The 14,026-nt window shown below is 76.0% G+C and carries 16 protein-coding genes; all 16 read right to left on the bottom strand.

Annotated features, from left to right (window positions below; translation table 11 throughout):
• Positions 1–9 precede the first annotated feature (9 nt).
• On the bottom strand, positions 10–960 hold the full coding sequence (locus tag GMA12_RS01740; protein ID WP_156266512.1) for a tyrosine-type recombinase/integrase: 951 nt from the start codon (positions 958–960) through the stop codon (positions 10–12).
• A gap of 9 nt (positions 961–969) precedes the next feature.
• Entirely contained in the window at positions 970–2,196 is a 1,227-nt protein-coding gene (locus GMA12_RS01735) for a DNA-processing protein DprA (RefSeq protein ID WP_156266510.1), read from the bottom strand.
• Between the two features lie 38 nt (positions 2,197–2,234).
• Entirely contained in the window at positions 2,235–3,806 is a 1,572-nt protein-coding gene (locus GMA12_RS01730; RefSeq protein ID WP_156266789.1) for a YifB family Mg chelatase-like AAA ATPase, read from the bottom strand.
• Positions 3,807–4,074: 268 nt separating this feature from the next.
• A complete protein-coding gene (locus GMA12_RS01725) occupies positions 4,075–5,334 on the bottom strand; it encodes a hypothetical protein (RefSeq protein ID WP_156266508.1) in 1,260 nt (419 codons plus the stop codon).
• Between the two features lie 90 nt (positions 5,335–5,424).
• Positions 5,425–5,793, bottom strand: coding sequence for a YraN family protein (locus GMA12_RS01720; protein ID WP_162459342.1), 369 nt, complete (start codon positions 5,791–5,793; stop codon positions 5,425–5,427).
• A 98-nt stretch (positions 5,794–5,891) separates the two neighbouring features.
• Positions 5,892–6,236 carry a DUF2469 domain-containing protein gene (locus tag GMA12_RS01715; RefSeq protein WP_156266506.1) on the bottom strand — a complete coding sequence of 115 codons (345 nt, stop codon included), beginning with the start codon at positions 6,234–6,236 and terminating at the stop codon, positions 5,892–5,894.
• Entirely contained in the window at positions 6,233–6,994 is a 762-nt protein-coding gene (gene rnhB, locus GMA12_RS01710) for a ribonuclease HII (RefSeq protein WP_162459341.1), read from the bottom strand. Before rnhB ends, GMA12_RS01715 begins: the two co-directional genes overlap by 4 nt.
• The gene (gene lepB / locus GMA12_RS01705; RefSeq protein ID WP_240898514.1) at positions 6,984–7,940 is read right to left on the bottom strand and encodes a signal peptidase I; all 957 of its coding nucleotides are present in this window, start codon (positions 7,938–7,940) and stop codon (positions 6,984–6,986) included. Before lepB (GMA12_RS01705) ends, rnhB begins: the two co-directional genes overlap by 11 nt.
• Before the next feature lie 62 nt (positions 7,941–8,002).
• Positions 8,003–8,683: a signal peptidase I gene (gene lepB / locus GMA12_RS01700; protein WP_162459340.1), complete on the bottom strand. Its 681-nt coding sequence runs from the start codon at positions 8,681–8,683 to the stop codon at positions 8,003–8,005.
• 16 nt (positions 8,684–8,699) lie between these two features.
• A complete protein-coding gene (gene rplS / locus GMA12_RS01695; RefSeq protein WP_156266504.1) occupies positions 8,700–9,098 on the bottom strand; it encodes a 50S ribosomal protein L19 in 399 nt (132 codons plus the stop codon).
• Positions 9,099–9,296: 198 nt separating this feature from the next.
• Entirely contained in the window at positions 9,297–10,133 is an 837-nt protein-coding gene (trmD, locus tag GMA12_RS01690) for a tRNA (guanosine(37)-N1)-methyltransferase TrmD (protein WP_156266502.1), read from the bottom strand.
• Positions 10,133–10,741 carry a ribosome maturation factor RimM gene (rimM, locus tag GMA12_RS01685; RefSeq protein ID WP_156266500.1) on the bottom strand — a complete coding sequence of 203 codons (609 nt, stop codon included), beginning with the start codon at positions 10,739–10,741 and terminating at the stop codon, positions 10,133–10,135. The genes trmD and rimM overlap by 1 nt, the downstream gene beginning before the upstream one ends.
• Positions 10,742–10,885: 144 nt before the next feature.
• On the bottom strand, positions 10,886–11,131 hold the full coding sequence (locus tag GMA12_RS01680; RefSeq protein ID WP_162459339.1) for an RNA-binding protein: 246 nt from the start codon (positions 11,129–11,131) through the stop codon (positions 10,886–10,888).
• 2 nt (positions 11,132–11,133) lie between these two features.
• A complete protein-coding gene (gene rpsP / locus GMA12_RS01675; RefSeq protein WP_062734640.1) occupies positions 11,134–11,568 on the bottom strand; it encodes a 30S ribosomal protein S16 in 435 nt (144 codons plus the stop codon).
• Between the two features lie 207 nt (positions 11,569–11,775).
• Positions 11,776–12,957 (bottom strand): ABC transporter permease, encoded by a 1,182-nt coding sequence (locus GMA12_RS01670; RefSeq protein WP_162459338.1) that lies wholly within the window; start codon positions 12,955–12,957, stop codon positions 11,776–11,778.
• Entirely contained in the window at positions 12,954–13,895 is a 942-nt protein-coding gene (locus tag GMA12_RS01665; RefSeq protein ID WP_156266496.1) for an ABC transporter ATP-binding protein, read from the bottom strand. The genes GMA12_RS01670 and GMA12_RS01665 overlap by 4 nt, the downstream gene beginning before the upstream one ends.
• Positions 13,896–14,026: the final 131 nt, after the last annotated feature.

Below are 14,026 nucleotides of genomic sequence, written 5' to 3'. Positions count from 1 at the left end.
GGCGGGGGCTCAGGCTCGCGGATGGGCCTGGCGGTACACCGCTCCGAGCCGGTCCACGGAGACGTGCGTGTAGATCTGCGTGGTGGCCACGGAGGCGTGGCCGAGCAGCTCCTGCACGGTGCGCAGGTCCGCGCCGCCGTCCACGAGGTGGGTGGCCGCGGAGTGGCGCAGCGCGTGGGGCCCACGCGCCGCGGTGTCCGGGACCGTGCCGAGCTCGCGCTCCACGACCCGGCGGACCTCGCGGACGTCGACCCGCCCGCCCCGGGACCCGAGGAAGAGCGCCGGCCCGCTCCCGGCCGTGGCCAGCAGCGGCCTCCGGGCCAGCCAGATCTGCAGCGCCTCGTCGGCGGGGCGGCCGAAGGGCACGGTGCGCTGCTTGTCGCCCTTGCCGATCACGGTGAGCACCCGCCGGCTGCGGTCGAGGTCGTCGACGTCGGCGCCCGCGAGCTCGCTCACCCGGGCCCCCGTGGCGTAGAGCAGCTCCAGGAGTGCCCGGTCCCGCGCCCGCAGCGCGGCCTCGACCCCGGAGGCCGCCGGGTCGGCGGCGCGCCCGGCGAGGTCGTCGAGCAGCTCCCGCATCCCGTCGGCGGGCACGACCTCCGGAAGATGGCGCTGCCGCCGGGGTGCCACGAGCCGCAGGCTGGGGTCGGCGCCGACGAGACCGGTGGCGGCGGCCCAGCCGAAGAAGCCCCGGACCGAGGCCGTCCAGCGGGCCATCGAGGAGCGTCCCGCGCCGCCCGCGTGCCTGGTGGCCAGCCACGCCCGGAGCATGTCCAGGTCCACGGCCGCGGGCGTGGCGACGGCGTAGCGCTCGTGCAGCCAGGCGAACAGGGCCCGCAGGTCCGAGGTGTAGGCGGCGACGGTGCGGGGACTGCGCGCCTTCTCGTGCCTCAGGTGCTCCGCGTACCGCTCCAGGGCGCGGGTCACGGCCGTCGGCAGCGGGGCGGGGGCGGTGCTCATGGGGTGAGTCTAGCGACGGCGGCGCCAGCCCTCCTCCGATTCCTCGGCCAGCCCGCGCTCCTCGAGCCGGCGCAGTCCGCCGAGCACCTCGCGCACGGACAGGCCGGCGACCCGCACGAGGCGGTCCGGGCGGCTGCGCGCCGACAGCGGCAGGGCGTCCAGCAGCACGCGATCGGGCTGCGAGAGCCCGTCGACCACCGCGGCCGGGCCTCCCGCGGCGTCGGCGGGGTCGGTGGCCGCCGCGGCGGTGCCCAGCGGCTGCAGCAGCTCCAGCACCTCGTCGACGTCGGTGACCAGCACGGCGCTGCCCTCCCGGACCAGGCGGTGGCACCCGGCGGAGGTCCCCGCGAGGACGCTGCCGGGGACGGCGCCCACGGGGCGGCTGAGGCCGTCCGCGTGGTGGGCCGTGTTCTGCGCGCCCGAGCGCCACCGGGCCTCGACGACCACGGTCCCCGCCGAGAGGGCGGCGATGATCCGGTTGCGCTGCAGGAAGCGGTAGCGGCTGGGCGTGCACCCCGGCGACGCCTCGCTCAGCAGCAGCCCGGCGGCCTCCACACCGCGGAGCAGCTTCTCGTTGCCGCCCGGATAGAGCCGGTCGATGCCGCAGGCCATGACCGAGACCGTGGGCGGGGCGCCCGTGCCGGCGGCCAGGGCGGCGGTGTGGGCCGCCTGGTCGATCCCGTAGGCGCCCCCGGAGACCACGGTCCAGCCCCGCGAGGCCAGGGCACCGGCGAGGTCCAGGGTGATCCCGCGGCCGTAGCCGGAGCAGTCGCGGGAGCCGACCACGGCCACCGCGCGGCCGGCGGGGAACCGGAGGAGCCCCCGCCGGCCCCGCCCCCACAGCCCGATCGGCTGGAACAGCCCCAGGTCGGCCAGCGCCTCCGGCCAGTCCGGGTCCTCCGGCACCGCGAACCACGCTCCGGCCCGGGCGGCCGCGGCGAGATCCGCGGCGGGGTCCAGCCCGGCGGCGCGGCCGGCCCAGCGCTCCAGGGCGCGGCGCAGGTCGATTTGCCGGGGACCGTATCCGGCCTCCGCACCGGCCCGGACGAGGACGGTGTGCTCGGCCGCGCGGATCGCCCGACGGCCGGCGGCGATCTCGAGGGCCGCGACCGGTCCGAGCGCGGCCAGCAGGAGCATGGCGGTGGGGTCCGTGGGCTCCACGAGGCGGCAGAGCCCGGCGCGGGCCAGCCGCACGCCGTCACCGGCGGGGCGGGGAGCGGACGGGGCGGGGTGCATGGTCGGTCCTCTTCCGGGCGGTCGGGTCGGTGCCGCGGTCAGGCCGGCAAGAGCGAGCGGAAGTACAGGGCGGTGTCGACGTCCTCCACCGCCGGCACGCCGCGGCCGTCGAGGTCCGCGAGGGTCCAGGCCACGCGCAGCACCCGCTGGTGCCCCCGGGCCGTCAGCGTGCCCCGGTCCATCGCCCGCTCCAGCGGGGCGGTGACGGCGGGCGGCGGCCGCAGGGGCCCGTGCAGGAGGCCCGTGCCGAGCTCCGCGTTGGTGCGCAGGCCCAGCCGGCGGAGGCGTTCGGCCTGCGCGCCGCGGGCGGCCGCGACCCGGGCGGCGACGGCGGACGTCGGCTCCGCGCCGCCCGCCCCGGAGGCGAGCTCGCCGTAGGAGACCTTGGGCACGGAGATCTGCAGGTCCACGCGGTCCAGCAGCGGGCCGCTGAGCCTGCCGAAGTAGGACCGGCGCACCCGGGGGGTGCAGGTGCAGTCCGTCCCGCGGCCTCCGGACTGCCCGCACGGGCACGGGTTCGCGGCGAGCACCAGCTGGAACCGCGCCGGGTACACGGCCGAGGCCACCGCCCGGTCGATCGTCACCCGGCCGCTCTCCAGCGGCTGGCGCAGGGCGTCGATCACGCCCCGGTCGAACTCGGGCGCCTCGTCGAGGAACAGCACCCCGCGGTGGGCGCGCGAGGCGGCCCCGGGCCGCGGGATCCCCGTCCCGCCCCCGAACAGGGCCGCCGAGGACACGGTGTGGTGCGGCGCCTCGAAGGGCGGGCGCCGGATCAGCGCGGTCCGCCGCTGCGCCGGGCCGCCGAGGGAGTGGATCGCGGTGACCTCCATGGCGGCGTCGTCCTCGAGGTCGGGCAGCAGTCCGGGCAGCCGCTCGGCCAGCATCGTCTTGCCGGAGCCGGGCGGGCCGACCATGAGCAGGTGGTGCCCGCCCGCGGCGGCGATCTCCAGGGCCAGCCGGCCGTCCTCCTGGCCGGCGACGTCGGCGAGGTCTGGGCCCGTGCGCACTGCCGGTCCCCCGGCCGTCCCGTCCGGCGCCGCGCTGCCGGGTCCGGGCCCGTCCGGCCCGGCTGCGGACGGGGCGGGGCGGCGCAGCCCCTGCGGATCGGCGCCGGCGGCGGCGAGCACCTCGGCGAGGCAGCCGTAGCCCGCCACCCGCGCGCCGGGCACCAGGGCGGCCTCGGCGGCGTTGGCCTCGCAGACGACGATCCGCTCGTGCCCGGCCCGCACCGCCGCCATGACCGCCGGGAGGATCCCGCGCACCGGGCGCAGCGCCCCGTCGAGGCCGAGCTCGGCCAGGAAGACGGTGCGGCCGGTCGCGGGCACGGTCCCGGCGGCCTGCAGGGCGCTCAGGACGATGGCGAGGTCGAAGAGCGAGCCGCGCTTGGGCAGGGTCGCCGGGGTCAGGTTGACCGTGAGCTTGCGCGGGCTCAGCGGCATGCCGCTGTTGCGCGCCGCGGCCCGCAGCCGCTCGCGCGCCTCGTTGAGGGCCGCGTCCGGCAGACCGACGATCGAGAAGGCGGGCAGGGTCTGGCCGATGTCGGCCTCGACCTCGACCATCGCCCCGTCCAGCCCGACGAGGGCCACCGCCCAGGTGCGGGCGAAGCCCATCACCGGGCCCCCGTCCGCACCGGGTGCGGGGCGGCGGCGCCGCGCTCGGACCCATCGCGCTCGGACCAGGCGGGCCCGGTGCCGGCGCAACCGGGGCCGTGAACGGCGTGCGGTCGCCGGTGGTGCGGGGCGGTGGCGCCGCACCGGCAGGGGGCGGGGCGGGGGTCGGCAGCGAGGTGCGGTCGGCTCGGGTGCATGCCTGCCATGCTCCACCGCGAGGCTCGGGCCGCGGAGGACCGGGGGTCCCGCTGTGGAGGCGCCCGGCGGGTCAGGCCGGATAGCCCCCGTTGGGGAGCGAGGACGAGGGCGTGGCCGTGGGCTCCGACGCCGGCGTGGGTGTGGGGGTGGGGGTGGGGGTGGCGGAGGACGTGGGGCCGGCCGGGTCCGGGGAGGCCTGGGTGACCGGAGACAGGGGCGGAGGCCAGAGCCGGCGCGCGGTGGGGCTCGAGGACGCCGACGGGGTCGGGCTGGGCGTCACCCCCGGCGCCCCGGCGGCGGGGGCCAGGTCGTCGGTGGGAGAGGGCTCGGGCTCAGGGGCCGGAGGGGGCGGCGACGTGGGCTCCGGCGACGGTGTGGGAGCCGGTGCGCCCGTCGGCAGGGGCAGCGGTTCCGCCACGGGGGCGCAGGCGGCGTTCCAGGCGGCCTGCTGCACCGGCCCGGACGGATCGGCCGCGTCGGTGCAGTCGGGCACGTACACAGGGGCAGGTCCGGGAACGGGCTCCGGCGCGGCCGTGGGCTCGGCAGGCGGCGCGGCAGGGGGGTGCGCCGGCCGCGCCGCGGGCTGGGCCGGGGCATCGGGCACCGGCTGGTCGTCGGCGCGCTCCCGCGGGGCGGGCTCCGGGGCCCCCGCACGGTACTGGCGCAGGACCGGCCCGTGGCCGACCGGTTCCGGTAACAGGGCCCGCTCGTTCGGGTACGGGGAGAGCTCGACGTCGTCGAAGCTGACGGGCAGGCGCTCGAAGTCCCCGATCATCAGCTCGCGGCCCTCGGCGCCGGCCGGGACCGAACCGGTGTACTGCCCGATGAGCTCGTGGGTGCGGGCGTCCAGCTCCGTGCCCTCCGCCGCGTCCAGCGGCGTGCCGTCGGCACGCCAGTAGCCGCCTTCGAGGGACCGGTTGGGATCCCACTCGGCGAGCACCTCGGCGGCCGGCTGGAAGGGGAACTGGCCGCCCTCGTGGCTGATCACCTTCAGGTCGTCGATCTCCACGGCCCGCGTGCCCTCGGTGTTGTCGATGTGCAGCTCGACGTAGGTGACGGGTTCGACGCGCAGATCCTTGCGCAGACGCTCCACCTCGTCGTCCGGGGCCGGCACGGTCGGCAGGTCGAAGGAGATCACGGCACCCTCCGCCGTGGTGAGGGCGTAGGGGCCCGGGGTCAGCCCGCTCGGGGCGGTGGTCACGGTCCCCGGCTGGGCGACCACCTCGGGCTCGGGCTCCGTCGCCGCGCGGCAGCCCGTGGCGGCCAGGGCGACGGCCGCGGCAAGGGTCGCGGCACGACGCGCGCGGGTGAGCGGTCCCGCAGCGACCACAGCGCACCTCCGACGTTCTCCCGGTTGTCGACGGTTCCACAGTGGCACGTCGCGGGAGGACTGTCACGCCGGGCCCGGGCGCGTCACGTCTTATTGGATCTGCTGCAGCACCTCGATCTCGGGCGCTCCGTCCTGTGCGAAAGTGATTGCAACAGCATCGACCCTGATCATCCCGGGGTCGCGGTCGTGGACCCTGGCCCAGGCCGCCGCGAGGCGGTGCAGGCGCACCGTCTTGGCCCGCGTAATGGACTCGAAAGGATGCCCGTAACGGACGCTCGAGCGGGTCTTCACCTCCACGGCGACGACCCACTCCCCCTGCTCGGCGACGACGTCCACCTCGCCGCGGAGGCCGTCCCGGGCGGGCACCGCACGCCAGTTGCGGTCCAGGACGCGGTACCCGAGCGCCGTCAGGTGCGCGGTCGCGAGCTGCTCCCCGTGCGCTCCCAGTCCCCCGGACACCCGACCCCCTCCCCGGTCCGGGACGCCGCGGACCGGGGTCCAGCATGCCCGCCGCCGGCCGAGGCGGGAGCCGGGCCCGGGGCGGTGTGCAGGGCGGGTCAGGACGCCGTGGGGTCTCCGGCCGCGGGTCCGGCGGCGCCGGGCACGGAGAAGGGGTCCGTGTGGGCGAGCTCCTCCACGTTGACGTCCTTGAAGCTCATCACGCGCACGTGCTTGACGAACCGCGCCGAGCGGTAGACGTCCCACACCCAGGCGTCCTTGAGCTCGACGTCGAAGTAGAGCCCGTTGCGCGTCTCCACCGGGTCGATCCGCACCGAGTTGGCCAGGTAGAAGCGGCGGTCGGTCTCCACCACGAACTGGAACAGCCCGGCCACGTCCCGGTACTCGCGGTAGAGCTGCAGCTCCAGGTCCGTCTCGAAGTTCTCGAGTTCTTCGGCGCTCATCTCGTCTCGTCTCCGCTCGTGCTCGGCCCGGCGGCGGCCGCCGGCCGGGTCAGCCGCCAGCTCAGCCGGTGGTGGGGCGTGGGGCCGCCCTTCTCGAGGGCCGCACGGTGCCCCGCGGCACCGTAGCCCTTGTTGTTCTCCCAACCGTACTGCGGCCAGGCCCCGGAGAGCTCCCGCATGATCCGGTCCCGCTCCACCTTCGCGAGCACGCTGGCCGCGGCCACGCTCGCGCACGTCAGGTCCGCCTTGACCCGGGTCACGACCGTCCCGCTCCAGACGGGCTCGTCCGCCGCGGCGGGGGCGTCGAAGAGGGACGGCGCCGCGGCCGCGGTCAGCCAGTCGTGCCGGCCGTCCAGGAGCACGACGTCCGGCACCGCGCCGCCGCGGGCCGCCGCGGCCAGGGCCCGCTGCCCGGCCAGGCGCAGCGCGGCCGTCAGCCCCAGGGCGTCGATCTCCTGCGGGGAGGCGTGGCCCACACCGCTGGCGGCGCACCAGGAGTAGATCCGTGGGACGAGGGCCTCACGGCGGGCGGGGCTCAGCAGCTTGCTGTCCCGCAGTCCGGGGATCCCGCGCGCCGTGCCGGGGCGCAGCACCACCACCCCGGCCGTGACCGGGCCGGCCAGGGCGCCGCGGCCGACCTCGTCCATGCCGCCCACCCGGTGCGCGCCGGCCTCCAGGAGGGATCGCTCGACGGCGAGCCCGGGGGCCCGCCCCGGGGGCGCGGCCGGTGGCCGTGGCGTGCGGGGTTCAGGAGCCACCGGCGGACCCGGCCGGGATGTCGGCGAAGACGTCGTCCGGGTTCTGCAGCCACTGGAAGCGGTCGAGCGGCCAGGCGATGACGAACGCGGTGCCCACCACGTCGTCGTGGCTGATGAAGGCGCTGTCCTCCACCACCTCGGAGAAGTGGACCCGCGAGTCGGCGGAGGCGTCGCGGTGGTCGCCCATCACGAAGTAGTGGTCCTGCGGGACGACGATGTCGAAGGGGATGTCCGAGGGCGCGGACCCGGGAAACAGGTAGCCCTCCTCCTCGAGGGCCTGCCCGTTGACGGTGACCTGCCCCGAGCCGTCGCAGCACGCCACCCGGTCGCCGCCGACGCCGATGACCCGCTTGATGAGGTGCTGGTCGGTGCGGTCGGGCAGCACGCCGACGAAGGCGAGGGCGTCGTAGACGGCGTCCGCCGGCCCGCCGCCGCTGTCCGGCTGGGCGGGCAGCCACCCCTTCGCGTCCTCGAAGACCACGATGTCCCCCCGCTCGAGCGGGCCGAAGGTGGGTTCGACGACGTTGACGAAGATCCGGTCGTTGAGCTGGAGGGTGTTCTCCATGGATCCGGACGGGATGTAGAAGCCCCGCACCAGGAGGGTCTTGACCACGAAGGCGATGAGCACGGCCCAGACCAGCACGAGCACGATCTCCCGGACCGAGCCCCAGAACGTGTCCGGGCGCTGCTTGCGCGACCGGCTCCCGCGCGGGCGGCCGCGCCGCGACGCGGATTCCTGGTCGAGGTCGGTGCTCTCGGCGGACGCGCCGGGGTCCTGCGCGGACGCGCCGGGGTCCTGCGCGGCCGCGGCGGGGTCCTCCGGCGGCCCGGGGGAGGTCGCCGGAGGCGTGCCGGGGGTCTCCGCGGCGGGAAGGGCGGCGTCGCCGGTGGCACCCCGGCTCTCTCGGGGCGCGCCGTCACCGGCGGTCGGGGTCCTGTCGGCCAATGCTCTCGTCCTTCCTGGGCGGGCGCCCGCGGGCTCCCGGTTCCGGATCCGTGCGGATCGCGTCAGAGCTGCCCGGCCCGGTCCAGGGGCCAGAGGACAGCAACAGGTTCTCCGATGACCTTATCCGCTCGGACCAGCCCGCCACCGGGCGCGCCGAGCAGACTGCGCGAGTCGACCGACACCGAGCGGTGGTCGCCCATCAGCCAGAGCCGGCCCTCGGGGACCACGGCGGTGAACTCGATCTCGCTCGGGCGGTCCCCCTCCTGGACGTAGTCCTCGGAGATCTCCTCGCCGTTGACCTCCAGACGACCGGAGGGTCCGCAGCAGGCCACCGTGTCCCCGGGCGTGCCCAGCACGCGCTTGAGGTAGACGCTGTCGGAGCCGGCCAGCCCGGTCCACCGGCCGAGGGTCTGCAGGGCCTGGACCGGCCAGGGGTCGTCGCTGCGCAGCGGCGCGAAGCTGCCGCGGCCGTCGAACACGACCAGGTCGCCGCGCTCGGGCCCGGAATCCTGGCCGAGCTTGCCCACCAGCACCCGGTCCCCCGGTTCCACGGTGGGCTGCATCGAGTCCGAGCCGATCCAGTACACGTCCACGACGAAGGCGCGGAGCACTCCGGCGACGAGCGCCGCGACGAGCAGGGCGAGGACGACGGAACGCCAGCCCCGAGTGCGGGGCTGGCGTTCGCGCCGTACGGCGTGGGACCCGGTGCTGTGCGGGTCCCGCGCCCGGGTTCCGGTGGGCACGGGAGCGCGCGCTGTCCTACTTGCCGGACTTGCCGGACTTGCCGGCCTTGTTCGACTTGGTGGTGACGGTGTTGTCCCGCTTCTCGCGGATGCGGGCGGCCTTGCCGTGGCGGTCGCGCATGTAGTAGAGCTTCGCGCGACGGACGTCACCGCGGGTGAGGACCTCGATCTTGTCGATGACCGGGGAGTGCACCGGGAAGGTGCGCTCCACGCCCACGCCGAAGGAGACCTTGCGGACGGTGAAGGTCTCGTGCACGCCGGCGCCCTGGCGGCCGAGCACGAAGCCCTTGAAGACCTGCACGCGCGAGCGGTTGCCCTCGACGATGTTCACGTGCACGTTGAGGGTGTCGCCCGGACGGAAGTCGGGGACGTCGCTGCGCAGGGACTTGGCGTCGAGCTGGTCGAGGATGTTCATGGTGTCTCTCCTGGTGAACGCCGCAGGTCGCTCACGTGGGTCGGCACGGATCCGTGCTGCGGCCCGGGCGGTGCCCGGGCCGGGTGCGGAATCCGCAAGACGTGGTGGCCGGGACCCCGAAGGGGGGTGCCCGGGTGCCCTGCTGTTGGTCGCTCATCCCCCTGCGGCAGGGGCGTGCCCAGCAGACACAGCTGGTCATTATGCCACAGGATGCCCCTGGGCGTCTCCCCCGCCCGCGCCGTCGCGCACCACCCGGCCGCCGGACACGACCCAGCCGGCCGCGGCGAGGACGTCGCGGTCGGCGCGGTCGAGCCCGGCCGGGTCCAGGGCGGCGACGAGGTCGGGGCGGCGGGCCGCGGTGCGCTGCAGCTGTCGGTCGCGCCGCCAGCGGGCGATCCGCCCGTGGTGGCCCGAGAGCAGGACCTCCGGCACGGGCCGGTCCCGCCACAGGGCGGGCTTGGTGTAGACGGGGTACTCGAGCAGCCCGTCGGAGTGGGACTCCTCCACGAGCGACTCCGGGTTGCCGATCACGCCCGGCACGAGCCGCCCGATCGCCTCGACCATGGCCAGCACGGCGACCTCGCCGCCGTTGAGCACGTAGTCGCCCAGGCTCATGGGGCGCACCTCGAAGTGCTCCCGGGACCACTCGACGACGCGCTCGTCGATGCCCTCGTAGCGCCCGCAGGCGAAGACGAGGTGCTCCCGCAGGGCGAGCTCCCGGGCGGTGGCCTGGGTGAAGACCTCACCGGCCGGGGACGGCACCACGAGCACCGGCCGCTGCTCGGGGGCCCCGGCTCCCGCGGGGCCGCGCGTGCGGGCGGCGTCGAGGGCCAGCGCCCACGGTTCCGGCTTCATGACCATGCCGGCGCCGCCGCCGTAGGGCGTGTCGTCGACCGTCCGGTGCCGGTCGGCGGTGAACTCGCGCAGGTCGGTCACGGTCAGCTGGAGGAGCCCCTGCTCCCTGGCCTTGCCGATCAGCGAGAGGTCGAGGGCGGAGAGGTACTCGGGGAAGATGCTGACGACGTCGATGCGCATCAGCGCCCGTCCTCCGGGGCGTCGTGCTCGGGGCCGACGGGCCCGGGGGCGCCGGGTTCGGGGGCGCTGTCCTCCAGGCCGAGCTCGAGCAGCCCTGGTGGCGGGGTGACGACGACGAAGCCGCCCTCGGGGTCGACGACCGGCACGATCTCCTCCACGAAGGGCAGCGCGGCCTCGCGCCCGTCCTCGTCCAGCGTGATCTCGAGCAGGTCCTGGACGGGCATGGTGCGCAGCCCGGTCACGACGCCGATCCGCGGGCCGCTGCCGTCCTCGGGCCCGGTGCGGACCTCGAGGTCGACCAGTTCGTGCTCGTACCACTCCTCGGCCTCCGGGTCCTCGTCCTGGGCCTCGGCGAAGAGCAGGGTGCCGCGCAGCGACTCGGCGCCGTTGCGGTCGGGCACCTCCTCGAGGGCGACGACGAGCACGGCCTTGTTCCAACGGGCCCCACGCACGGTGACCGTCCCCTGCGGGGCGAGCGGGGAGGACGGCTCGAGCCGCAGCCGCGCCCCGGGGGCGAAGCGCTCCTCGGGGGCGTCCGTGAACAGCTGGACGGTGACCTCCCCGCGGATGCCGTGGGGCTTGCCGATGCGGGCGACCTGGACCAACATGTGCGCTCCTGGGGGTTGTGCGGCCGGGGGCCGGGTCGGGGTGCGGACGGCGCGGGGGCCGTCAACGCCGACGGTCCCCGCATCCGGTGCGGATGCGGGGACCGTGCGGGCGGCGGGGCCGGTCGCGGGTGCGCCCGGCCCGCCTCAGCGGGTGCGGCGGTCGGTGTCGACGACGTCGATCCGGACCGGGCCGTCCTCGGCGAGGGCACCGATCACGGTGCGCAGCGCCTTGGCGGTGCGGCCCTGGCGTCCGATGACCCGCCCGAGGTCGTCCGGGCGGACCCGGACCTCGAGGGTCTCCGCCCGGCGCCCGCTCTTGAGTCGGACGTCGACGTCATCGGGGCTGTCCACGATCCCGCGGACGAGGTGCTCCAACGCGTCGGCGAGCACGACTACTCGGCCTTCTCGGCGTCAGCCGCGGGGGCGTCGTCGGACTCGGCGCCGGGCGCGGCGGTCTCGGTCTTCTCGCCCTTGGGGGTGATCGCCTCGGGGATGATCACGGAGCCCTTGTCGGGGGCGACGAACTCGCCCTTGCCCTGGGGCTGCTGCAGGGTGCCCTCGGCGCCCTCCTCGCCCTTGAAGCGCTGCCAGTCACCGGTCACCCGGAGGATGGCGGCGACGGCCTCGGACGGCTGGGCACCGACGCCGAGCCAGTACTGGGCGCGCTCCGAGACGACCTCGATGTAGGAGGGGTGCTCGGTCGGGTGGTACTTGCCGATCTCCTCGATGACGCGGCCGTCGCGCTTCTTGCGGGAGTCGACGACGACGAGGCGGTAACGGGGATCGCGCATCTTGCCCATGCGCTTGAGACGGATCTTAACAGCCACTGGTGTGGACTCTCCTGGTTCTTGGATGAGGTGAACGCCCTGGTCTCGCTCCCGTGGGGCGGGCCGGTCGCAGGGGTTCTGTGGACACGAGAAACGTGCGGCGAGAGGGACCGCACGCATCGAGTACCCGTCCAGTATGCCAGACGCGGTCAAGTCCGCCGCCCACCGGCGCGCGGCCCGGCTCGCCGCCGCGGGTCCGGGCCGGTGTCAGGGCTCCAGGCGCGCCACCTCCCGCCAGCCCAGGGAGCGACCGCCCTGGAACACGGCGCGCTCGTAGATCCGCTCGCCCGCCCGCAGCAGCAGCCAGGCCGCGGCGAGGGCCACGGCGAGGGAGAGCACGGGCTGCCACCAGGCCACGTCGCCGCCGAGCATCCGCACGGGCATGGCCACGGAGGAGACCACGGGCACGTAGGAGGCCGCCGTGAGCCAGGCGCCCTCGGCGTAGAGGCCCACGAACAGCGCCCCGACGAGCACGGCCAGGATCGGCCCGGTGCTGCTCTGCAGGTCCTCGGGGCGGGAGGCGAGGGAGCCGAGCACGGCCCAGACGGAGGCCTGTGCGGCGAAGCCGGCCACGAAGAATGCCACGAACCAGCCGGAGGCCGCCAGCGCCCAGCCGACGTCGGACGCGGTCCCGGCGACGTTCACGCCCACGAGGCCCACCACGGCGTAGAGGGCGATCTGCCCGAAGGCGAGCAGGCAGTTGCCCAGCACCTTCCCGTAGAGCAGCTGCCGGATCGGGACGGCGGTGGCGAGGATCTCCACGACCCGGTTCTGCTTCTCCTCGAGCACGGAGTGGGCGATGGCCATGCCGAAGACGATCGCCGAGAGGTAGAACAGCAGCGCGAAGGCGAATCCCATGGCCAGGCGGACGGGTCCCCGGTCCGTCCCGCCGGCGAGCAGCTCGGTGCGCACCTCGGCGCCGGCGGTGAGCTCCTCGGCCGTGGTGCCGGCCGCGCGGGCGTTGGCGTCGAGGGTCGCGTCGGCGACCGCCTGTTCCAGGGCCCGGCCGAGACCGGGGTCCACGCCGTCCCGGCCGACCACCGTCCAGCCGTCGAGCTCGAGCAGCAGCGCGGCGTCCGCGGACTCCGCGGCCACGGCTGCCCGCGCGGCGTCGGCCGAGCCCGTGCTGTGCACCGTCAGGGTGTCCTCGCCGGCGTCGGCCAGGGCCTGGGCGGCCCGTGAGGTGACGGGTGCCGCCTCCGGGCCGGCCGTGGCCACGACGTGCTCGGCGGCCCGGTCCCCGAGCAGGGCGGAGGCGGCGATCGAGACGGCCACCAGGAGCAGCGTGGCGGCCGTCGAGAGCAGGAAGGACCGGTCGCGCAGCTTCACGGCGATCTCGCGGGCCGTGACGGTCCACCACGGCCGGTCCGCGGGCGGGCGGGCGGTCACCGGGTCACCTCCCGGTAGACGTCGGTCAGGGCGGGGACGATCTCGGCGAACTCCACGAGCCCGTGCCGGACGGCCCGCTCGAGGAGCCGGGCGCGCGCGGCGCCGTCCTCGAGCTCCAGCACCGCGGCCGGGCCGTCGACGTCGACGACGCGCACCCCGGGCACGTCGCGCACCCACCCGGTGTCCTGCTCGCAGCGCAGCCGGTGCCGGCGGGGACCGGCCCGGCGCAGCTCGTCGGCGGTGCCGGCGGCCAGGACCCGGCCGCCGGAGAGGACGACGAGCGTGTCGCAGAGGCGGTCCACGAGCTCGAGCTGGTGGCTGGAGAAGAGCACGGGCACACCCCGGGCCGTCCGCTCCCGCAGCAGCTCCACCATGGCGTCCACCGCCACCGGGTCCAGTCCGGAGAACGGCTCGTCGAGGACCAGGGCGGCGGGCCCGTGCAGCAGCGCCGCCGCGACCTGGACCTTCTGCTGGTTGCCCAGGGACAGGGACTCGAGCCGGTCCTGGGCGCGCCCGGCCAGGCCGAAGCGCTCCAGCAGCCGGGCGGCCTCCGCGAGCGCGTCGCGGCGGCTCATGCCGTGCAGCCGGCCGAGGTAGCCCAGCTGGTCGAGGACCCGCTGCTTGGGGTAGAGCCCACGCTCCTCGGGCATGTAGCCGAAGCCGGCGCGGTCGGCCGCGGTGATCGGGCGGCCGTCCCAGAGGACCTGCCCGGAGGAGGCGCGCAGGACGCCCATGAGCATCCGCATGGTGGTGGTCTTGCCGGCCCCGTTGGCCCCGACGAAGCCGGTCATCCGGCCGGGGGCCACGGTGAAGGAGACGTCGTCGACCACGGTGCGGCCCCCGAAGGTGCGGCTGAGCCCCCGGGCCTCCAGGACGTGCCCGTCGGGGCGGGGCCGGCCGCGGGCGGTGCCCGCCTCGGGCGTCACGGTGGTGCTCATGGGACGGGGGTCCTCTCGGCCGGGTGCCTGCCCGCGGGGCGCCGGGCGGCTCGGCTCCAGCCTAGGAAGTGCGGCGCGGCCGCGAATCCCCACGGGGACGGAGCCCGGATCCGCCCGGCTCTCCGCCTGGG

The sequence above is a fragment of the Kocuria sediminis genome (assembly GCF_009735315.1).
Lineage (GTDB): Bacteria > Actinomycetota > Actinomycetes > Actinomycetales > Micrococcaceae > Kocuria > Kocuria turfanensis.
The sequence above is the reverse complement of the archived record's forward strand: the minus strand, read 5'-3'. Positions and strand labels throughout refer to the sequence as shown.

What these genes read in the sequence shown, in the direction of transcription:
- rplS (WP_156266504.1), bottom strand. Translation starts at nt 9,098, where the DNA reads ATGAACATCCTCGACCAGCTCGACGCCAAGTCCCTGCGCAGCGACGTC.
- GMA12_RS01740 (WP_156266512.1), bottom strand. Translation starts at nt 960, where the DNA reads ATGAGCACCGCCCCCGCCCCGCTGCCGACGGCCGTGACCCGCGCCCTG.
- rimM (WP_156266500.1), bottom strand. Translation starts at nt 10,741, where the DNA reads ATGTTGGTCCAGGTCGCCCGCATCGGCAAGCCCCACGGCATCCGCGGG.
- trmD (WP_156266502.1), bottom strand. Translation starts at nt 10,133, where the DNA reads ATGCGCATCGACGTCGTCAGCATCTTCCCCGAGTACCTCTCCGCCCTC.
- GMA12_RS01715 (WP_156266506.1), bottom strand. Translation starts at nt 6,236, where the DNA reads ATGAGCGCCGAAGAACTCGAGAACTTCGAGACGGACCTGGAGCTGCAG.
- GMA12_RS01735 (WP_156266510.1), bottom strand. Translation starts at nt 2,196, where the DNA reads ATGCACCCCGCCCCGTCCGCTCCCCGCCCCGCCGGTGACGGCGTGCGG.
- GMA12_RS01730 (WP_156266789.1), bottom strand. Translation starts at nt 3,806, where the DNA reads ATGGGCTTCGCCCGCACCTGGGCGGTGGCCCTCGTCGGGCTGGACGGG.
- GMA12_RS01665 (WP_156266496.1), bottom strand. Translation starts at nt 13,895, where the DNA reads ATGAGCACCACCGTGACGCCCGAGGCGGGCACCGCCCGCGGCCGGCCC.